General features: G+C 62.4%; 16 protein-coding genes. 5 read left to right on the forward strand and 11 right to left on the reverse strand.

The features are described from left to right. The first annotated feature begins 91 nt into the window (after window positions 1–91). Genes ACQY1P_RS02205 through ACQY1P_RS02215 form a run of 3 tightly spaced genes read left to right on the forward strand, consistent with a single transcriptional unit; the run spans window position 92 to window position 5,711 of the window. Window positions 92–1,516, forward strand: coding sequence for an efflux transporter outer membrane subunit (locus ACQY1P_RS02205; RefSeq protein ID WP_430253772.1), 1,425 nt, complete (start codon window positions 92–94; stop codon window positions 1,514–1,516). Beyond that, a complete protein-coding gene (locus tag ACQY1P_RS02210) occupies window positions 1,516–2,646 on the forward strand; it encodes an efflux RND transporter periplasmic adaptor subunit (RefSeq protein WP_430253774.1) in 1,131 nt (376 codons plus the stop codon). Before ACQY1P_RS02205 ends, ACQY1P_RS02210 begins: the two co-directional genes overlap by 1 nt. Continuing rightward, window positions 2,643–5,711 (forward strand): efflux RND transporter permease subunit, encoded by a 3,069-nt coding sequence (locus ACQY1P_RS02215; protein WP_430253776.1) that lies wholly within the window; start codon window positions 2,643–2,645, stop codon window positions 5,709–5,711. Before ACQY1P_RS02210 ends, ACQY1P_RS02215 begins: the two co-directional genes overlap by 4 nt. Window positions 5,712–5,795: 84 nt before the next feature. Here the strand turns inward: ACQY1P_RS02215 and ACQY1P_RS02220 are convergent, their stop codons facing one another. From ACQY1P_RS02220 to ACQY1P_RS02240, 5 genes are all read right to left on the reverse strand, one after another. Next, complete coding sequence (locus tag ACQY1P_RS02220; RefSeq protein WP_430253778.1) at window positions 5,796–6,242, reverse strand: pyridoxamine 5'-phosphate oxidase family protein; 447 nt, start codon at window positions 6,240–6,242, stop codon at window positions 5,796–5,798. Between the two features lie 123 nt (window positions 6,243–6,365). Further along, window positions 6,366–7,697, reverse strand: a complete 1,332-nt coding sequence (gene hemN / locus ACQY1P_RS02225) for an oxygen-independent coproporphyrinogen III oxidase (RefSeq protein ID WP_430253780.1) — start codon at window positions 7,695–7,697, stop codon at window positions 6,366–6,368. After that, window positions 7,694–7,852: a cytochrome bd-I oxidase subunit CydX gene (gene cydX, locus ACQY1P_RS02230; RefSeq protein ID WP_062578213.1), complete on the reverse strand. Its 159-nt coding sequence runs from the start codon at window positions 7,850–7,852 to the stop codon at window positions 7,694–7,696. Before cydX ends, hemN begins: the two co-directional genes overlap by 4 nt. 12 nt (window positions 7,853–7,864) lie before the next feature. Further along, the gene (gene cydB / locus ACQY1P_RS02235; RefSeq protein WP_113166115.1) at window positions 7,865–9,013 is read right to left on the reverse strand and encodes a cytochrome d ubiquinol oxidase subunit II; all 1,149 of its coding nucleotides are present in this window, start codon (window positions 9,011–9,013) and stop codon (window positions 7,865–7,867) included. Between the two features lie 24 nt (window positions 9,014–9,037). Continuing rightward, complete coding sequence (locus ACQY1P_RS02240; RefSeq protein ID WP_430253893.1) at window positions 9,038–10,618, reverse strand: cytochrome ubiquinol oxidase subunit I; 1,581 nt, start codon at window positions 10,616–10,618, stop codon at window positions 9,038–9,040. A gap of 160 nt (window positions 10,619–10,778) precedes the next feature. On the opposite strand from ACQY1P_RS02240, the gene cydD reads away from it, so the two are divergent. Beyond that, complete coding sequence (gene cydD, locus ACQY1P_RS02245) at window positions 10,779–12,545, forward strand: thiol reductant ABC exporter subunit CydD (protein WP_430253782.1); 1,767 nt, start codon at window positions 10,779–10,781, stop codon at window positions 12,543–12,545. Next, a complete protein-coding gene (gene cydC, locus ACQY1P_RS02250) occupies window positions 12,542–14,203 on the forward strand; it encodes a thiol reductant ABC exporter subunit CydC (protein WP_430253784.1) in 1,662 nt (553 codons plus the stop codon). Before cydD ends, cydC begins: the two co-directional genes overlap by 4 nt. Here cydC and ACQY1P_RS02255 read toward each other — a convergent pair. From ACQY1P_RS02255 to ACQY1P_RS02280, 6 genes are all read right to left on the reverse strand, one after another. Further along, window positions 14,197–14,856: a helix-turn-helix domain-containing protein gene (locus tag ACQY1P_RS02255; RefSeq protein ID WP_082471789.1), complete on the reverse strand. Its 660-nt coding sequence runs from the start codon at window positions 14,854–14,856 to the stop codon at window positions 14,197–14,199. The two genes, cydC and ACQY1P_RS02255, sit on opposite strands and share 7 nt — an antisense overlap. Before the next feature lie 314 nt (window positions 14,857–15,170). Next, a complete protein-coding gene (gene pobA, locus ACQY1P_RS02260; RefSeq protein ID WP_430253786.1) occupies window positions 15,171–16,340 on the reverse strand; it encodes a 4-hydroxybenzoate 3-monooxygenase in 1,170 nt (389 codons plus the stop codon). A 200-nt stretch (window positions 16,341–16,540) separates the two neighbouring features. After that, complete coding sequence (locus ACQY1P_RS02265) at window positions 16,541–17,152, reverse strand: NIPSNAP family protein (RefSeq protein ID WP_174197614.1); 612 nt, start codon at window positions 17,150–17,152, stop codon at window positions 16,541–16,543. Continuing rightward, on the reverse strand, window positions 17,149–18,891 hold the full coding sequence (locus ACQY1P_RS02270) for an FAD-dependent oxidoreductase (RefSeq protein WP_430253788.1): 1,743 nt from the start codon (window positions 18,889–18,891) through the stop codon (window positions 17,149–17,151). Before ACQY1P_RS02270 ends, ACQY1P_RS02265 begins: the two co-directional genes overlap by 4 nt. A 51-nt stretch (window positions 18,892–18,942) precedes the next feature. After that, window positions 18,943–19,779, reverse strand: coding sequence for an IclR family transcriptional regulator (locus tag ACQY1P_RS02275; protein ID WP_192087254.1), 837 nt, complete (start codon window positions 19,777–19,779; stop codon window positions 18,943–18,945). Then, a complete protein-coding gene (locus ACQY1P_RS02280; protein WP_192087253.1) occupies window positions 19,776–20,873 on the reverse strand; it encodes a Gfo/Idh/MocA family protein in 1,098 nt (365 codons plus the stop codon). The genes ACQY1P_RS02275 and ACQY1P_RS02280 overlap by 4 nt, the downstream gene beginning before the upstream one ends. Between the last annotated feature and the right edge of the window lie 23 nt (window positions 20,874–20,896).

Raw genomic sequence — 20,896 nt, forward strand, 5'->3', positions numbered from 1 at the left:
ACAGCAGTTTTACCTAACTTAACCTGCTCTTGACCGACATTAACATGGCGATCCCTATACTGCGGCCTTCAGTTAAGGCGGTGTCCAATCGATGCGCAGCACTCTTTCTTCAGTTCTACCAGTCCTGGCCGTCGCGGCCTTGCTTACCGGCTGCACGAGCCTTGGCACTCTCAAGCCGGCGACGCCAGCTGTTGCCGCCTTCTGGCACGCGACGCTTCCGCATGGCGGTCGAACAGCCGATCTCGTGACTTGGTGGGCAAGCTTCAAGGATCCCTCGCTGGACGCCTTGTTGTACATGGCGGACCGCGAAAACCCGACCATCGAGCAAGCGGTGGCGAATATCGACAAGGCGCGCGCCACGCTCGACAGCACCGCCTCAGGGCTTTTCCCATCGCTCGACGGCTCTGCATCGGCGAGCCGTGAGGGCAATAAGGGTAACGACAATAACAGGCTGACCGCCGGGACGACAAAAAGCGGTGGGCTTGATTCCGCCTGGGAAGTCGATCTGTTCGGCAAGACCAAGAAGCAGGTGCGCGCCGCTGCATCGCGGGCCGCTGGCGAAGTCTGGTCCTGGCACGATGCCCGCGTTTCGATTGCCGCCGAAGTGGGCGACGACTATGTCCAGTACCGCGCCTGCCGCGAACTGGAGCGCCTCTACCGCGACGAGCTTGCATCGCAGACGGCCACCATCCGCGCCACGGAACGGTCGGCACAGTCAGGCTTTACGTCCACAGCTGACCTGGCGCTGGCACGGGCAAGCGCTGCTGCCTCCTCGTCAAGCCTGACGGCCCAACGCGGCGAGTGCGAGATTTTGATCAAATCGATCACACAATTGACGGGCGGAGACGAACCGGCGGTCCGCCGGCTACTCGATCAGGGCAAACGGCGTATTCCGCAGCCATCTGCGGTGCGGATCACTGCCGTGCCTGCCGACGTCCTGCGACAGAGGCCCGACGTCAATGCGCTGGAGGCTGAAGTCGCCGCAACGATTTCGGACGTCGGCGCGGCGAAGGCCGATCTTTACCCCAGCCTCAGCCTCAGCGGATCAATCTCGATCAGCCAGTCCAGCGTGACCGGCCGGTCCGTTCCCTGGTCCTTCGGACCGGCGCTGTCGGTGCCGTTGCTGGATGGCGGTGCACGACGGGCGGCTGTGCGCAGTGCGGTTGCCGACTACGATATCGCGGTTGCGAACTATATGTCTGGCGTGCTTGGCGCCGTTGCCGAAGTCGAGACGGCGCTGTTGCGGGTCGACACGGCGCTGCGGCGGATTGCCGACGCAAAAAGCGCTGCCGACAACTATCAGCGCTATTTTCGCGCGGTCGACCAGAACTGGGCGTCCGGAGGCGTCAGCATTCTCGACCGCGAAGAAGCCCGCCGATCGGCGCAATCGGCGGCCATCACTCTCATCGAAATCAGGCGCGACGCCGTCCAATACTGGATCGCCCTCTACAAAGCGCTTGGCGGAGGCTGGTCCATTCCGACCGCCGCTGCCTCTTCTGCACGGGAACTCAACTAATGCTTAAAACATCACACCCGCTCACGACGATGGCGCTTGCCTGCGTCGTCTGTCTTGCTTTCACGCCCGCAGGCCGGGCACAGGACGCGACGCAGACGACCGCCGGCGCGGCCGCCCTCACGGTCAGCGTGACGAAACCGGAGGTTTCCCAGTGGCCGGTGCTCATTCCGGCAAGCGGGCGGCTTGCGGCCTGGCATGAAGCGGTGATCTCGGCCGAAGTCAGTGGATTGCGCATCATCGGCATCAATGCGGATGTGGGAGCGACGGTAAAGAAAGGTGAGTTGCTGGTGCAATTCGACGCCGAAACCGCGCAGGCCGAGCTCGAGCAACAGCAGGCAAGCGTCGAGCAGGCAAAGGCCGATCTCGATCAGGCGGTCGCGAATGCCGACCGTGCCCGCGGGCTGACCGGCTCCGGTGCGATCTCCGCCCAGCAGACGACGGAGTATCTGATCACGGAGCGCAAGTCGAAAGCAGCCCTTGCGTCGTCGAAGGCCGCGCTGGCGTCCGTGCAGCTGACCCTTGACCGCACGAAGGTCTACGCGAACGACGATGGCGTGATCTCTGAACGGTCCGCGTCGCTTGGGAAAGTGGTGACCGCCGGCGACGAACTGTTCAAGCTGATCCGCCAGAATCGCATCGAGTGGCAGGCGGAGCTGCCGGTCAAGCGGCTGGCCGATGTCAAGGAAGGCACCAAAGCGGTCATCCCAACGCCGCTCGGCGATGTCCGTGGCGAGGTGCGGCTTGTCTCGCCCACGAGCTCGACCGCCAACGGTCGGGTCACTGTCTATGTCGCCCTGCAGCCCGCAGTCGGAATGCCACAACCGAAGACCGGCATACTCGTCAGCGGCAATTTCGAATTCAGCGCCACCGATGCGCTGACAGTTCCGGCAACGGCCGTCACCCTGAGGGACGGCTTTTCCTACGCGTTCGTCCTCAACGCGACAGATCAGCCGACGGTAACCCGCAAGCGCGTCGAGACCGGCCGGCGGCAAGGCGACCGGGTCGAGATCGTATCGGGGATCGACACGACCGAGGAAGTCGTCGTCTCCGGCGGCGCGTTTCTTGCGGACGGTTCCGTGGTGCGGGTGGTCGATACGGTCGCCGCAGCCGAGACGGAGGCGACGAAGTGAATTTTTCCTCCTGGTCCATCCGCAATCCCGTTCCGCCAATCCTGCTGTTCGTCCTGCTGACGGCCTGCGGCCTGTGGGCGTTCAACCGTCTCGACATCCAGAACTTTCCCGACATGGATCTTCCGACGATCGAGATCAGTGCGTCGCTCGACGGGGCCGCAGCCTCACAGCTTGAGACCGAGGTCGCCCGCAAGATCGAAGACGAACTGACGGGACTGACACGGCTCGATTCCGTGACCACGACGGTCACCGATGGTTCCGTCAGTATTTCCGTCGCCTTCGAAGTTGGAAAGAACACGCAAGAGGCACTCGACGAGGTAAAGAGCGCCGTCGATCAGGCGCAGGACGACTTGCCGGAAGAAATGAACGCACCGACGGTTTCCAAACAGTCGCTGAATGCATCGCCGCTGATTACCTACGTGGTGCGGTCAGACACGCTGGATGCGGCCGAACTCTCCTGGTTCATCGACAACAATATGTCGCGTGCCCTGATGGCTGTCGAAGGCGTCGGCGAAGTTGGGCGCCTGGGCGGTGTCGACCGGGAGGTCCGCGTCGAACTCAACGCCAATCTGCTCGATGGCCTCGGTCTGTCTGCAAACGACGTCAACGGGCAGCTCGATTCAGTGCAGTCTGACCTGTCGGGCGGCAAGGGGCGGATCGGCGGCGAAAGCCAGTCTGTCCGAACGCTGGCGGCCGTCGGCAGCGTTGAACAGCTCCGCGCACTGCCGATACCATTGCCGGCGGGAAACTGGGTTCGGCTGGACGAACTCGGCACGGTCACCGATTCCCACCGCGATCTCAGCTCGCTTGCCTATATCAACGGCAAGCCGGTGATTGCCGCGCAGATCAAGCGGTCCAAGGGCTACTCGGACGTTGCCGTCACGGACAGTATCCGCGAACAGATGAAGTCGTTCGCGGCAGAAAATCCGCAAGTGACGATCGAGGAGGCCTACAACACGATCGTACCGATCGAGCAGAACTACGAATCGTCGATGCATATGGTCTATGAGGGCGCGCTGATTGCAATCTTCGTGGTCTGGCTCTTCCTGCGTGACTGGCGGGCGACGCTTTTGGCCGCTGTTGCCTTGCCCTTGTCGATCATCCCGACGTTCCTCGTGATGTATCTCCTCGACTATACACTGAACACGATCACGCTTCTGGCGCTGTCTCTTGTGGTCGGGATCCTGGTCGACGATGCGATCGTCGAGATCGAGAATATCGAGCGACATCTCAACATGGGGAAAAGCCCCATGGATGCAGCCATGGAAGCGGCCGACGAGATCGGCCTCGCCGTGATCGCCACCACCTTCACCCTGGTCGCCGTGTTCCTGCCGACAGCCTTCATGGGCGGTATTCCCGGCATCATATTCAAGCAGTTCGGCATCACGGCCTCCGTCGCCGTCCTCGCCTCGCTTCTGGTCGCGCGTCTGGTGACGCCGATGATGGCGGCCTACATCATGAAGCCGAGCGGCAAGACACACGAAGGCGACGGTCGCCTGATGCGGTCCTACCTCTGGGCCGTCAAAGGCGCGCTTCGTCGGCGCTGGATACCGGTCCTCGGCACGGTCGGCTTTCTGGCCTTCACGATCCTGCTGCTCAGCCATCTGTCGACCGGGTTCTTTCCGGCTTCCGATAGCAGCCAGACCCAGGTCACGATCACGACGCCTCCAAGCTCGACCATTGAATCGACCGACGAAGCGGCGCGAAAGGCGTCCGCGGTCATTGCCGGCGTCGACCACGTTACCTCGGTTTTCCAGGCAACGGGCACGGCCTCCACGGGCGGGATGAACAGCACCTCGAATGCCAGCACCAACAGTGCGACGCTCGTCGTCAACCTCACGTCGATCGACGACCGTGACGTCAAGCAATCTCAGATCGAAGCGGATTTGCGCAAGGCGCTGGAAACCTTGCCCGGCGTCCGTCTTGAGATCGGATCCGGCGGCAATGGTACGCAGCTGACGCTGACGCTGGCCGGCGACGATTCCGACCTTCTGGAAAAAGCGGCCGCCAGCCTCGAGTCCGACCTGCGCACGCTGCCCGGCATCGGCAACGTGACCTCGTCGGCCGCGACCCAATCGCCGGAGATCACCATCCGCCCTAATCTCGCGGAAGCCGCATCTCTGGGTGTGACCTCGAAGGCGATCGCCGACGCCATTCGGGTCGCAACGGCCGGCGCCTATGATGCGGCCCTGTCGAAGCTCAACCTGCCGGAACGCCAGGTCCCCATCCGGGTCATGCTCGACACGGCGAGCCGGCAATCGCTGGATGCGCTGTCGCTCATCCCGGTCGAGGGCAAGGACGGCAATGTCGCGCTCGGCGCCATCGCCGACATATCGCTAGGCTCCAGCCCCAGCCAGATCGACCGGCTCGACCGGTCGCGCAACGTCTCGCTCACGATCGAGCTCAACGGCCGGAGCCTTTCGGAAGTGACGAACGAGGCAGCGCAGCTTCCCGGCTACAAGAACCTGCCGCAGGGCGTGAAATTCGTCGAGCAGGGAGAGTTGAAGCGCCAGAGCGAGCTGTTCAGCAGTTTCGGATTGGCGATGGCGATCGGCATCTTCTGCGTCTACGCGGTGCTGGTCCTGCTTTTCCATGACTTCCTGCAGCCGGTCACGATCCTGATGGCCTTGCCGCTGGCTCTCGGCGGCGCGCTCTTGCCACTGGTGCTGACGGGAACAAGCTTCTCGATGCCTGCGGTCATCGGCCTGCTGCTTCTGATGGGCATCGTGTCGAAAAACTCGATCCTGCTCGTCGAATACGCGATCGAGGCGCGGCGCGCCGGTATGTCACGCTATGACGCGCTGGTGGATGCCTGCCACAAGCGGGCGCGGCCGATCGTGATGACGACGATCGCCATGGCGGGCGGCATGCTGCCCGCCGCCCTCAGCCTCGTATCCGGCGATTCAAGCTTCCGCCAGCCGATGGGCATCGTGGTGATCGGCGGCCTCATCACCTCAACCTTCCTGAGCTTGCTGGTCATCCCAGTCGTGTTCACATTCCTGGATGATCTGTTGGTCTGGCTGAAGGGACGGTTCCACTCGCGCAAGCAGCACCCCGCAGAGTAGCGCCAGTCTAAGTCTGGCGGCAGCCGAAGCCGGACGGCTTTGATGTCGCCCGGCTGGCGCGTGAGCCGGGCGACATCGCGCGCATCAATGCGGATGCATGCCGGACACACGTCCGGTTTCGGTCGGGAGATAGGCCTCTCTCCCCGAGACGCTTTCGATCCGAATTCCATAGTAGACGGGTTTGTTTTGCACCCCGGCCGCTGCTGTTTTCAGTCCTCCAGGCAACCAATAGGTTGCGTTGCTGGACTGCAGAAGAGACCATGCACGCGCATACTTCGCCCATTCGGCAGCCTGATCGAATTCCTTGAACTGCCCATTCGCGATCACGGTCCGCCATTGTTGCGGACTGGCGATTTCGTCTGCCAGAATGCAGACGGAGTTATTCTCGCGCATCCACGAGATCTTCTTGCCCTCGAGCGAGAAGCTGTAGAACCAGTCGTCCTCAATGATGAAAGAAATCGGAACCGTGTACGGGCGGCCTTCGAGGACGCAGGACAATCTCCCCATCCGGGTTTTTGAAAGAAATGCCATGCACTCCTGATAATCAAGTTCTCTTATATTCATCCCGTCTGCCTTTCGTGAGGGCGCGCTTTCCGCTCCTCAAGCCGAAATCCTCAAATTCATTATGTCAGTGATGACGTTCAGTGGTGACGTTCATACGCTCGGGCTGAACAGATTTTGCCCCTGGCTTCTGAACCGGTCAAAGATCGCCGAAACAGTGCGAACATAGGGTCTCCCCTTTGCCGTCATCGAGATGCGGTTCGCCCTCACCGTCAACAGACCGCTCAGAGCGAACGGTCGCAGCAAGGCCAGTTCGTCGGCATAACCGGCGGCATTCTGTCCCAGATCGACGGAGAAATCGCACATCAGGCGTTCGATGATTGTCGCGCGTTCATGATCGTCCTCGACAAAGGCATGTCCGCGTCGTGTGGGTAGAGACCCCTCCGCGATATGGCGTTTGTAAGCCTCGATACCGGATTCCGACTGCGTGTAGCCACCGGGGAGCCGCGAGATGGAAGAGCACCCGAACCCCAGCAGGGTCGGGCGATCGTCGTCCGTGTAGCCTTGAAAATTGCGGTGGAGCCGACCTTCTCTTGCGGCAGCCGCCAGTCGATCGGAAGGCTTGGCAAAATGATCGATGCCGATCGCCTGATAGCCCGCGCGGATGAAGAAAGACGCGATCGCGCTTGCCTGCTGCAAACGCTCGATGGGTCCAGGAAGCGATGCGCTATCGATCAGGCCCTGGTTGGCCCTTCGTGATGGAAGATGGGCGTATCCATAAAAGGCGATGCGATCCGGATTAAGGTCCACGACGGAACGGCAGGTCGTCAGCAAGCTTTCCTGGGTTTGGTTCGGCAGACCATAGATCAAATCGAAATTGATGCGTGAAATGCCGGCGTCGCGCAGGTCGCGGACGGCGGCGGCCACCTTTTCTTCCGGCTGCTCCCGCCCGATTGCCTGTTGCACAACGGTGTAGAGATCCTGGACGCCGAGACTGGCGCGGTTGATCCCGAGCCGGCCGAGCGCTTGGCAAAGATCGCGCCCGAGCATCCGCGGGTCGAGTTCGATCGAATGCTCGTAGTCGTCTTCCAGGTCGAAATGCTTCTTGAGCATACCGAGAACGGAGCTCAAGCCTGCCTCGCCCAGAATGGAGGGCGTGCCGCCGCCCCAGGCGATGCGGCCGATCTTCAGCCGGGCTGGCAGGTGAGCGGCAACCAGCGCGATCTCTGCCTCCAGCGTGGTCCGGTAGTCCTCGACCGGCTCGGCCCTCCGCACCGCCTTGGCATGGCAACCGCAGTAGTGGCAAAGCTGCCGGCAATAGGGAACGTGCAGATAGACAGAGACCGGTTCGGCCGGATCAAGTTGGCCGAGCCAGGCGGCCTGTTCCTTGGGTCCCACCGCCTCGCTGAAATCCGCGGCGGTGGGGTAGGATGTGTATCGTGGAACCGGCATTTCCGCGAGACGCTCGACCATATCCGGTTTCATGCGGCCGGATCTCCGACGGCGCTGCGTTTTGGCCTGTTTGAGGGGTCCGGAAGCGCCGAGAGGCGCCGGTCTTCCTTCATCTCGAACCACATGGCGTTGAGGATGGCAAAGACGCAGGCGAGGCCGACGCCGAGGATCCAGGAAAAATACCACATGAATGATCTCCTTCAGTAAGCGTTCGGATTGCGACCGATCGAGGCCGCGTTCACTGGACCGCGCATCACGTGGTAGACCCAGGCTGTGTAGGCGAGCACGATCGGCAGGAAGACGACGGTCGCCAGCAGCATGATGAACAGGGTGAGGTGGCTGGATGACGCGTCCCAGACCGTCAGGCTCACGGCCGGATCGATCGACGACGGCAGAAGAAAGGGAAACAGCGACAGGCCGGCGGTCGAGATGATGCCGAAGATGGCAAGGCTCGATCCAGCGAGTGCGATCTTGAACCGGCGGCTGCCAAGTCCTGCCAGGGCGACGAGCGACCCGACGAAACCGAGAACCGGCGCGGTGATCATCCAGGGATATGCATGGTAGTTGTTCAGCCATGCTCCAGCCTGCGTGACGACGGTTTTCGCCAGCGGATTGGATGGACCGGCAGCTTCCTGAACACTGGTGACGACATAGCCGTCCATACCGAAGGCGACCCACAAGCCGGCGAGCGCGAAGAGAGCAACGGTGGCTGCGGCCGCCATCCGGCCAAAGCGCGTTGCGCGTTCGGCGACCGGTCCGGCGCAGCGCATGGCGATGACGACAGCCCCGTGCATGACCAGCATCGACAGGCTGGTGAGGCCCGCGACCAGGGCAAAGGGACGAAGAAGCCCGAAGAAATTGCCGTCATAATGGGCCCTCATCGTACCGTCGAGGCCAAAGGGCACACCGAGCAGCACGTTACCGACCGCTACACCGAAGATCAGCGCCGGCACGAAACCGCCGATGAACAGCGCCCAGTCCCAGGTGCTTCTCCAGCGCGGATCCTTGACCTTGCCGCGGAACTTGAAACCGACCGGCCGGAGGATGAGGGCCAGCAGGATGGCGATCATGGCAAGGTAGAAGCCGGAGAAAGAAGCCGCGTAGAGCGCCGGCCAAGCGGCAAAGATGGCGCCGCCGCCCAGAACGAGCCAGACCTGGTTCCCTTCCCAGGTCGGCCCAATCAGGTTGAGCAGGATGCGCCGCTCCTCGTCCGTCTTGGCCGCAAATGGCAGGAGGGCGCCAACGCCGAGATCGTAGCCGTCGGCGATGGCAAAGCCGATCAGGAGGACGCCGAGCAGCAGCCACCAGATGATCCGCAATGTTTCATAATCGAGAGGTAAATGGGACATGGACCTTGCTTTCGAATGAGAGGGTCAGCGTTGCGGCGCAGCGGCGGCGCGTTCGGGAACCACTGCCGATCCGCGAATGCCGTCGATCAGCACGTTTCTTTCGCTCGGACCTGCCTTGATGATTTTGAGCATCAGCAGAACCATGATGACGGCAAGCGTCGTGTAGACCGTGAGGAAGAAGCCGAGGCTGATCGCCAGATCCACGAGGGTTAGGCCCGACGCGGCATAAAAGGTCGGCAGCACTCCCTCGACCACCCAAGGCTGACGCCCGTATTCGGCAACGAGCCAGCCGAATTCGATGGCAACCCATGGCAGCGGCAGACTGAACAGGGCGATCCACAGAAGCACGCGGTTTTCACCAAGCCTGTGGCGGGAGGCCAGATAGAAAGCCACCGCGAAGAAGACGATCAGGTAAATGCCGATCGCAACCATGAACCGGAAGCTCCAGAACAGCGTCGGCACGTCCGGCACCGTATCCCAGGCGGCCTTTTCGATCTGCTCGTCGGTCGCCGCCGTCACGTCATCGACGTAACGCTTCAACAGGAGTGCATAACCGAGGTCATGCCAGGTATCGGCAAAGGTCTGGCGGGCAGCAGCATTGTTGCGGTCGGCACGAATCTGGTCCAGCGCCGCATAGGCGGTCATGCCGTTGCGGATGCGGACTTCCGCACGCTCGACCAAGGGCAGAATGCCGGGCACCTCGGTGGAGAGTGATCGCGTGGTGATGAGGCCAAGGACGTAAGGGATTTTCACCTCATAGCTGTTCTCGCGGACGCCCGGGATGGCAAAGACATTGAGGCCGGCAGGTGCCGGTTCTGTTTCCCACATGCTTTCCATCGCAGCGATCTTCATCTGCTGGTGCTCGGTCGCCACATAGCCGCTCTCGTCACCAAGGACGACGACGGAAAGAGCCGAGGCGAGGCCGAAGCTCGCAGCGACCGCCATCGACCGCTTGGCTAGATCCAGATGGCGTCCCCGCAGCAGGAACCAGGCGCTGATCGCCATGACGAACATGGAGCCGGTGACATAGCCGGCGCTGACCGTGTGGACGAACTTTGCCTGCGCCACGGGATTAAAGATGACAGCGGCGAAATCGGTGATTTCCATGCGCATGGTATCGGGATTGAAGGTCGAGCCGACGGGGTTCTGCATCCAGCCGTTGGCGATCAGGATCCACAGGGCCGAGAAGTTGGCGCCGAGCGCCACGAGCCAGGTCACGGCCAGATGGCCGACTTTGGAAAGCCTGTCCCAGCCAAAGAAGAAGATGCCGATAAACGTGGCTTCCAGGAAGAAGGCCATCAGGCCCTCGATCGCCAGGGGCGCCCCGAAGATATCGCCGACATAGTGGCTGTAATAGCTCCAGTTCATGCCGAACTGGAACTCCATGACGATGCCGGTTGCGACGCCCAGCGCAAAGTTGATGCCGAACAGCGTGCCCCAGAAAAGTGTCATGCGCCGCCAGATTTCGCGCCCGGTCATCACATAGACGCTTTCCATAATGGCCATCAGGAAGGACAGCCCCAAGGTCAGCGGAACAAAGAGGAAGTGGTACATTGCCGTCGCCGCGAACTGCAGTCGCGAAAGGTCGACAACCGTAAAGTCGATCATGTGTCTACCCGCCTGTTTTCAGGTTTTCCGGTTCGAAATCCCCGGTCTGAAAGCGGCATAATCCACCGCACGGGCCCCGTGCATTGATTGCAATCAATGAGCCCTCCTGCATGCCGGATTAGATAGTCCCACGACGATCAGGGCAGTGCGGAAACCGATGACCACAATCACAGACGAGCAGGAAATGGGTGAAGATGGCGGCGACCGGAAAGCGCTTTCCGCCCTGCGCCGACACGGCGGCATCGCCCTCGGCATCGCGGTCGCACTCCCTATACTCTCCGGCCTGCTGCTGATCGGGCAGGTGCTGCTTTTGTCGCAGGTGCTTGGCCGGGCGATCGAGGATGGCGTTCCCTTAGACCAGCTCTGGCCGCAGATCTTCGGTTTCGCCTCCCTCGTTGCACTCCGTATCGCCCTCTCCATTGCTGCCGAAGTGGCGGGATCGTTCGCTGCCGAAAAGATCAAGCGAACGGTGCGCGACAGCCTGACCACACGGCTGCTCGCCCCCCGTCCAGACTGGAGACAAGACCGGTCGTCCGGCGCGCTTGCCAGCACGGTCGTCGATCAGGTCGAGGCTCTGGAGGGATTCTTTTCGCGGTTCCTGCCCGCAACCATTCAGGCCGCGCTGCTCCCCATCGTCTTTGCCGCGGCCGTCATGCCGTTCGACTGGGTGGTCGGGTTGTTGTTCTTGTTCACTGCGCCGATGATCCCGCTGTTCATGGCGCTGGTCGGCTTCGGGGCGCAGGCCGCGAGCGATGCACAGGCCAATGCGCTGTCGCGGCTGTCGGAGTATTTTGCCGATCGTCTCGGCGGCCTCCTCACGCTGAAGCTGTTCGGACGAATGGAGATCGAGGCTGGAGCCATGCACGAAGCGACAGACCAGCTTCGCCGGCGGACGCTGCGCGTGCTGCGCATCGCGTTCCTGTCATCGGCGGTGCTCGAATTCTTCGCAGCGCTCGGCGTTGCCGGCGTCGCACTTTACGTCGGCCTCAGCTATCTCGGCATGGTCGACCTGCCGGGTACGCAGTTGTCGCTCCAATCCGGGCTTTTCTGTCTGCTGCTGGCTCCGGAAGTTTATCTTCCGCTTAGATCGCTCGCCGCACATTACCACGACCGCGCCCATGCCAAGGGGGCGGTCGCAGAGATCGTGCGGCAATTCGGCGAGCTTCCCATGCCCGCGGCTGTGATCATCCCTCCGGCACCGGTGCGGCTTGTCTCCTCCGCGGTCCCGATCCTCGCCACCAATTTCAGCATCAAAACGCCGGACGGTTGCTCCATTCTGCTCACATCGAGCAGACTTTCCATCCCGGCTGGCCAGCATATCGCTCTCGTCGGCCGCAGTGGCATCGGCAAGTCGACGCTGCTGAATGTGCTGGCAAGGCTTGCGCGCACTGAGGGAACAATCGAGTTCGGCAATCGCCGGCTCGATGACATCGATGAGCGCGAGCTCCGCCGGATGCTGACCTTCGTCAGTCAGAAACCGCATCTCTTTCACGGCACGATCGCCGACAATATCCGCCTTGCTAATCCCGGCGCCAGCGACGACGAGATCCGCCGCGCGGCCGATCTGGCCCTGGTCACGGCGTTCAGCGATGGCCTTCCGGACGGCCTTGCCACCGGCATCGGAGAAGGTGGTCTCGGCCTGTCGGGCGGCGAGGCTCATCGCGTCGGCCTGGCCCGCCTCTATCTCACGGATCCGTCCATCATCCTGCTCGATGAGCCGACCGCGCATCTCGATCCCGAGACGGAAGCGACCGTGCTCGATCGCCTCCAGGGTTTCGCCCAAGGGCGGACGATGATCATTGCCACGCATTCGATGACGGTCGCTTCCCGCATGGACGCGACAGTGCGGTTCGAGAACGGACATCTCTTGCCAATGAAGCCGACCCTGTCTGTCGTTTCCTCTGGTCGGGAGTTTGCCGCATGAGAGCGCTCCTGTCTTTCCACCCGCTGTTTCGGCGGCATCTGGCAGGCTTCGCCATTGCCCTTGGCCTCTCGCTTGCGACGCTTCTCGCGGGCGTTGCTCTGCTGGGCCTGTCCGGCTGGTTCCTGACCGCGGCATTCCTGACCACGGCTGCCATGAGCTTTAACCTATTCGGCCCATCGGCTGCCGTCCGCGGCCTGTCGATGCTGCGTATTCTGTCGCGCTACGGCGAAAAGCTCGTCGGTCACGACACGACGCTTCGAGTGCTGGCCGACATCAGAGAATGGCTGTTCAGACGCCTCGGTCCCGGCGTGCACCAAGCCAGCCAGACGCTCCGCAAGGGCGATGCGGTTTCACGGCTAACGGCAGACGTGGATGCGCTCGACAGTGTGTTCATCGTTGCAGCCGGTCCGCTCGTGACGGGTGTACTCACAGCAACGGCAGTGACCGTTTTCCTGTCCGTCATGCTGCCGGCAGCTGCAGTCCTATATGCGGTCTTCATGGCGACAGCTCTGTTTGTCGTTCCGATTCTGCTTTCAAGCGGAACGCGCCGGCTGGGCGCCCGGATCATAGACCTCTCGACCGAACTGCGTGTGGCGGCGTTCGACATGGTCGACGGCCACGCCGATCTGATTGCATTCGGTGCTGCCGATCGGATGCGGGCACGCTCCGATGCAATCGCTGCAGATCTTTCAAGGACGAGGCTGCGTCTCGCCCGTGCCTCGGCATCGGCGTCAACAGCAATCGCCGTCCTCGGAGGACTTGCAGTCGTCGGCACATTGCTGACCGGGCTGACGGCTCTGGAACGTGGCCTGATCAGCGGCCCTATTCTCGTCGGCCTTCTTCTCGCCTCGCTCGGGAGCTTCGAGGCAACGGCGGCCGTCACCCGTCAGGTCGCAAAGTTCGGTAGCGCGATCGCCGCGGCGGAGCGACTGAGGAGACTGGCGGAGACACCACCTGTTGTCGTCGATACGCTCCACCCGGCAGCCCTTCCCGCCGGGGGAAGTATCTCAATCGAAGGCCTGACCTTCGGCTACAATCCGCGGCGGCCTGTCCTACGGAACCTCGATCTGACGGTGAACGCCGGAAGCAGCGTCGCCATCATGGGGGAAAGCGGCGCCGGAAAATCCACACTCGGCGCCCTTCTCCTGCGCCTCGCTGATCCCATCGCGGGAGCCGTGCGCGTTGCGGGTACGGATATCCGCGACATCGCGCAGTCCGATCTTCACGCCAGGATCGCCCTGCTCGAACAGAACGCGCCGGTCTTCATCGGCACGATCGGTGGCAATCTGAGGATCGGCTGCAACGGAGCGAGCGATGACGAATGCTGGTTCGCTCTCGGCAAGGCGCGTCTCGCCGACTTTGTGCGCAGTCTGCCTTCCCGTCTGGAAACGCCGGTCGGAGAAGCCGGTCATACACTCTCCGTTGGACAGGCGCGGCGGCTTTGCCTCGCCCGAACACTTCTGTCCAAGGCGGAGATCCTCGTTCTCGATGAGCCGACCAGCGGTCTCGACCGGGAAACCGAACTCTCGTTCTTCAGTGATCTCAGGAACGCGACGGTGGGACGAACCGTCCTCCTCATCAGCCATGCGTACTTGCCGGTCGGGATCGTTGACCGCATCCTCCATCTGACGGACGGACGTCTGCGCGAAGATCAGTGAACGTTGATGCCTGCAACGGCCTCAAGCGCGGACATGTCGATCAGTTCGACGGTTTGCGGATCGGGCAGCCGGATCATGCCAGTATTGCGCAGCTTGGTGAAGGAGCGGCTGACGGTTTCGATCGTCAGCCCAAGATAGTCCGCTATGTCGGTCCGCGACATTGGCAGTGACAGAGGATTGGCGGAAAGCTTATGCTCCGCAGCCCTTGCAGACAGCGCCAGAAGAAAGCTCGCAAGCTTTTCGACCGGCGCCAGGCGCCCGAGGATCATCTGATTATCACGGGCCTGGCGAAGCGCCGAGCGGGTAAAGGAATGCAGCCGGTCCTTCAGCTTGGGGTAGCGTTCCATCAGCGCATGCATTTCGCGCGTCGAGAACGAACAGAGCTGGACTGAACCAATCGCTTCCGCCGTGGAGGAATGGACGTCCTCATCCGCCAGGCCAAGATAGTCGCCCGGCAGCAGAAAGCCGGTGATCTGGCGGCGTCCATCGGGGAGCGCGATCGATAGTCGCAACATGCCTGCAGTAAGGCTGTAGGTCCGATGCAAAGGGTCGCCTTCACTCACAAGCATCTCGTTGGGAGCAAGATGCCGAGAGGTCATGATCTTGTCGAGTTCGGAAAGTTCCTCGTCAGCCAACGCAGCACAAACAGCCATTGTGCGCACATCGCAGTTGGCACAAGCGCTGCACGCTTTCCGCCGATGTACCGATTTCTGAGTGGTGAAAGGACTGTCGTGCGTATCTACCAATCGATCGTTCTCGTCTGCTGTCACTTCAACATAAAATATTCAGTGGGACACACAACCGATATTGCGGATGCCGACGATCAGGAACGCCCAACCATCCTGCCAAGTGTATGACGCATGTCGACGAATACAACATATTATCACGTTTGCGATGGGCAATGATCGCGATCGGCGTGTATGGCGGCCGCTCCGCAGCTTCGGCCTACAACTCTTTCCGACGGAGCCTAATAGGGAATGCCGACATAGTTTTCGGCGAGTGCTGTTGCGGCAGCCTTCGAGCCTACGAGGTAATTGAGTTCCGCTTCCTGGATTTTCCGGTCAAACTCGCCGGCTTCGGGAAAGCGGTGCATCATCGTCGTCATCGACCAGGAGAAGCGCACGGCGCCCCATACCCGTTTGAGGGCTCGCATCGAATAGGCGTCGATTGCCGCGGCTGATTTCTCTGAGAAATACTCCTGCAGACCTTCGAACAGGTAGAACACGTCACTGGTTGCAAGGTTCAACCCCTTGGCGCCGGTCGGGGGCACGATATGGGCGGCATCGCCGACCAGGAACAGGCGGCCGATCCGCATCGGCTCGGCAACGAAGGACCGCAACGGCGCGATCGATTTTTCGAATGAGGGGCCGACGACCATGCTTTCCGCATGCTCCGCCGGCAGCCGCCGACGCAGTTCGTCGTAGAAGCGCTCATCCGACCAATCCTCGATCTTCTCGTCCAGTCCGCACTGGATATAGTAGCGGCTGCGGCTGGCCGAGCGCATCGAACACAGTGCGAAACCGCGGCTGTGATTGGCGTAGATCAGTTCGTGGCTGACCGGCGGCACATCCGCCAGGATCCCGAGCCAGCCGAACGGATAGACCCGTTCGAACGTCGTGAGACTGTGCTCCGGCACCGATTTACGGCTGATGCCGTGGTAACCGTCGCAGCCGGCGATGAAATCGCAGTCGATCCGGTGGCTGACGCCCTCTTTTTCGAATGTCACGTACGGGTTCGTTCCATCGAAGTCATGCGGCGCTACGTTTTCGGCACTATAGATCGTGGTTGCGCCGGAGGCTTCGCGCTGATCCATCAGGTCGCGGGTGACTTCGGTCTGGCCGTAAACCAGCACGCGTTTTCCTGTTAGCCCGAACAGGTCTATGCGGTGGTCGCGGCCGTCGAAGGCAAGCGAGAACCCGTCATGTGGGAGGCCGTCCCTGTGCATCCTGTCCGCCGCACCGGCACGCTCCATCATGCTGACCATGCCTTCCTCCAGCACGCCCGCCCGCACCCGGCCAAGGATGTAGTCCTTGCTCACCCTGTCGAGAATGACGTTTTCGATACCGGCATTGGTCAGCAATTGGCCAAGCAAGAGACCCGAAGGGCCAGAACCGATGATGGCGACTTGGGTGCGCATGAAATCCTCCGTAGATCTTGGGGTCTCTTTAAGCGCACCCGCAGGCGTTTGAACAATGGATTATACGGCCAATCTATAGGACTAATGCCGGTCCACCTTCACGGAGAAAAGCAACGCTCGCCGGACACGGAGAGCCGTAGGATGACGTCCAGACGTCTCGTACCAGGCCGTCGCGATGATGGCCTGCCCGATCAGTGCCTTCACTTCAGCGGCGAGAAGGGTAGCGGCATGGCGATCTGGCTGGTCATTTCAGGTGTCAGCCAGTCGGGACCGCCCTTCGGTGGCCACTTGCCGTCGGCGACCGATTTTCCGCGGGCGTCGGTGCGGGCGGCAAGGCTGGCATAGGGCCAGATCTGGGTGAGCCGCGGCCTGCCGTCGAGCCCATACATGGCAACGGTGAGCTTCGAATAGGCCTCGCGCCCGGGCACCGCATCGGCCCATTTTTCCGCGGTCGGCGTGATGCCGTTGATCCGGGTGTGATAGGTGCGGAACTCATAGATCGGACCGAACGTGCCGGCCTTGATGGGGGCCAGGAATTCCAGCGCGCGGTAGCTTTCCATGCTGAGCGAAACCAGTTGCTCGACGCAGCCGAAGGGGTTGTCGCTACGCAACGCCCGCTCGCGCTCGCCGTAGAGACTATCGAGACTGTCGAAGGCGCGCAGCAGGAAGATACGGTTCAGCGAGCCGATATCGGTGCCCCAGGCTCCGCAGAGGCGCCCCTCGCCTGCGGCAACCCAGGCTTCGATCCCAGGCGTTGCCTTGCCAGCGCCGAAGATCACCGTGTCGAGCGTCGCAAGTTCATAAAGGCTCATTCCATTTCCTCCTGTGAAATTGTCTCGGATACCGTGACGGGCTGGCCGGACAGAACCCGACCGGCGATGTATCCGAACGTCATGCCCGGACCGAGTGTGATGCCGCCGGACGGGTAATTGCCGCCCATGATCGACGTCATGTCGTTGCCGACAGCAAACAGACCGGGGATTGCCTCGCCGCCCGCGTCCAGAACCCGCGCCTGCGGATCGGTGCGTAGGCCGGCGAAGCTTCCGAGCGATCCGGGCACGATTTTCACCGCGTAAAACGGCCCATGAGTAAGCGGGGCAAGCGATGGATTGGGCGCGTGGTCGGCATCGCCCTGGACCCGGTTGTAGGCGGACCGGCCACGCCCGAATTCGGGGTCTTCGCCACGCTCGGCATGTCGATTGAAAGTCGCGACCGTGTCTGTGAGAGCTGCTTCGGGAATGCCGCAGACCGCGGCAAGCTCGGCCAGCGTTCGACCTCTCTTGAGGTAGCCGGAACGGATCGCGGGGCCGAGAGGAAACGGAAACGGCTTTGCCCATCCAAGGCCCCAGCGCCGCTGTGCCTTGTGGTCGGCAATCAGCCAGGCAACGGGCGGGCTTGCCTGCGGCGTCGCATCGAGCAGCGCCTTGGTGAAGTCGTGATAACTGTCCGCCTCGTTGACGAACCGTCTGCCCGACGCGTTGACGGCGATGATGCCGGGTTTGGCGCGTTCGATCAGATGCGGGAAATGGGCAACGCTGCCATCCGGCCGTGTCACCAGCGACACCGGCGCCAACGCCATGGCCGATGCGAGATCTGCGGAAACGGTGGCGCCGACGGTTTCCCCCAGCCGCAATCCGTCGCCCGTATTGCTGCTGGGTGCGGCCGAAAAATGCCCCTCGCCGCCGCCGGCCGATCCGGCAAGCGCAGTCAGACGGTCGCGGTCATGCGGAAAACCACCGGTCGCCAGCACGACGCCCCGCGCCGCATGAACGATCGTATCGCCACCGTCGGTGCCCAGCCGCGCGCCGACGACCCGATCGCCATTCCGCAACAGCTCTTTTACCGGCGCCTGTTCCATCATCGACACGCCGAGATCGAGCGCTGATCGCAACAAGCGTGCAACAAGAGCATTGCCGTTGACGAGATGCATGCCGCGGCGGTGCAGGGCAAGATCGCGGAGATGCCGGACGAGACGGCCCGCTGCGTAGAGCCCCGAACGCGGCTTGCGGGTTGCCTTGAAGAAATGTCCGATGTCGGCACCGCTTGCGAGCCCCATGCCCCAGAGGCTGGCGACGTCGAGCGGCGGGCGAAGCTTGTCGATCCATGGCCCGAGCCGCCGCCCGTCATACGGAGCTGCCGTCACCGACCGGCCACCCATCAGAGCACCGGGCGTGTCGTGGAAATCCGGCACGCGATTGCCGTCCACCCAGCGGACCTCCGTATGATCTTGGAAGAAGGAAACCATTTCCGGACCATTGTCCAGGAAGGCCGCGACGCGCGGATCACCGTAACGGTTGCCGAGTTCGCTGCGCAGGTATCCGCGGGGCCCCTCCGGTGGTTCGTCTATTCCGGCGGCCCGCGCCAGAGGATTGCGGGGTATCCAGAGCCAGCCGCCCGACCAGGCTGATGTGCCGCCGAAAACAGAAGCCTTTTCAGCGACGATGACCTTGCAGCCGTAGTGCGCTGCCGTCACCGCCGCCGCGAGCCCGGCAGCGCCGGAACCGATGACGAGAACATCACAGGTCATGGTAATCACAGATTGCCGTTCCATCCATCCCCGCCTTACGTACATGCCCGGACAAGACAGTGGAACGGCGCGTTGCTACGCGGTCTTTCGTTCCATTCCGCTGGCCGGCTCAACCGCCTTCACGACTGCCTGAAAATATTGCGATCCCGAGGCTGCCTCGCCAAGTTCGATGGCCGCGGCCTGGAGCCGGGGTGCGAGCACCGCCATCCGCTCCGCGGTCATCCGCACGGCCGGGCCGGCGATCGAGAGACATCCGAGCACCTGACCATGGCCGTGATACCGGACCGGAACGGCCATCGCCGCCATGCCGGCGATATAGCTATCCACCGCCGTCGCGTAACCGAGCGCGCGGGCCTGAGCCAGTTGTTCCAACAGGAGCGTAAGGCTGCGCGGGGCGTTCGGTCCCGTGCCTTCCGCCTGTCGCAAAAGCCCTTGGCCGGAGACAAGCGACAGCGCCTCTTCATCACTCATCGACGAAAGCCACGCCTTACCGCCGGCGGAACTCGCCAGATGCACGACCACGCCCTGTTCCTGGCCCGGATCGTAACGGAGGCCACGTGTTGCCCCCTGCGCCACCGCCACCCAGGTCAAGCGGTCGCCATCGATGACCGAAAGCCGGATCAACTCGCCGGAATGGGCTGCCAGTTCGTCGAGCACCGGCTGCGCCACATCCGTAATGCCGGCACGGCCGAGAAACCCGACGCCCATGGCCGGCAGCTTGATAGTCAGGGCGTAATCGCCCTGCGCCTGCGCCTGGCGCACGTAACCGAGCCGCGCGAGCTCCTGCAAAGTCCGGTGTACGCCGCTTGCCGGCTGATCGATTTCGCTGGCGATCGCCGACACGGTGAGGCCGGCCGGATGATTGACCAGCAGTTCGATGATGGCGAGGGATTTTCCGAGAACGCTGCTCATGGACCCATTCCGTTGTTGAACACGGTTCCACTAAGGCTTTCGAGCGGTGAAAGGTCAACTGTGACGGACTGTCCGGTATCGGCTGCCGCGCGGATCGCATCGAGCACGATCAGGTTGGCCGTCGCGTCCCGCACTGACACGATCGGCGTGCCTGACCCGTCGATCAGATCGGCAAAATGGGAAAGCTGCCGCTCGTAGGGGTCGGCCTGGATGACATCGAGTACGGTCGGCCGCAATTCTTTAGTCCAGTCCGGCTCGCCCTTCGGTTCCCAGAGCGTCAGATCGGGCAGCGAGAGGCCAGCTTTGCTGCCGGCAAAATGATGGGCGGTTACCGGATGAGCCGGAAAGCGTGCCGGATTTTCGGCCGCTGTCAGGTCCCAGGCCCAGGGGCCGACCGCTGCATCGGATATGCACAGGGTCGCGATCCCGCCATCGACGAAGGAGAGATTGACCGCCGCCGTATCCTCGACGGCGAACCCGCGGCGCGCATGGCTGGCGATCGCCTGGACCTGCGCAATCTCGCCGAAGAAATGCCGCAGCAGATCGATTTCATGGACCATGTTGATCAGCAGTGGCCCGCCGGCTCCCGGAGTTCTGCGCCACGCGGCCTCGAAGTATCCGGCCGGCTTGGCCAGCGAACAGGTCACGGTCGCCATCACCAGATCGCCAATCCGGCCGGCATGGACCGCCGCATGGGCTGCGCGGATGATCGGGTTATGGCGGCGGTGATGGCCAATCAGAAGCGGCAGACCGGTCTCGTCGGCAATCGCGATCAGCCTCAGCGCCGAAGCCAGGCTTTCGGCGACCGGCTTTTCCAGAAGCACAGGAATACCGGCCCGCAACAAAGCTTCGGATACGGGGAGATGCGTCTCGTTCGGCGTAGCAACGATCGCCGCGCGAGCGAGACCCGAATCGATCAACGCCTCTGCGGACGGAAGACAGGGAATGCCGAGCGAGGCAGCGAGAACAGCTCCCGCCGGCATCGGGTCGACGATCGAAGTCAGGCGAAAACGGGGCATTCCGGCCAGCGTATCGATATGCGTACCGCCGATGGCACCGGCACCAATTACCGCAATGTCGATTACACGTCCCATCCAAATCCTCCCCGATCGAATGT

Origin of the sequence: Neorhizobium sp. DAR64872/K0K18 (assembly GCF_050500175.1) — a bacterium.
Taxonomy (GTDB): domain Bacteria; phylum Pseudomonadota; class Alphaproteobacteria; order Rhizobiales; family Rhizobiaceae; genus Neorhizobium; species Neorhizobium soli.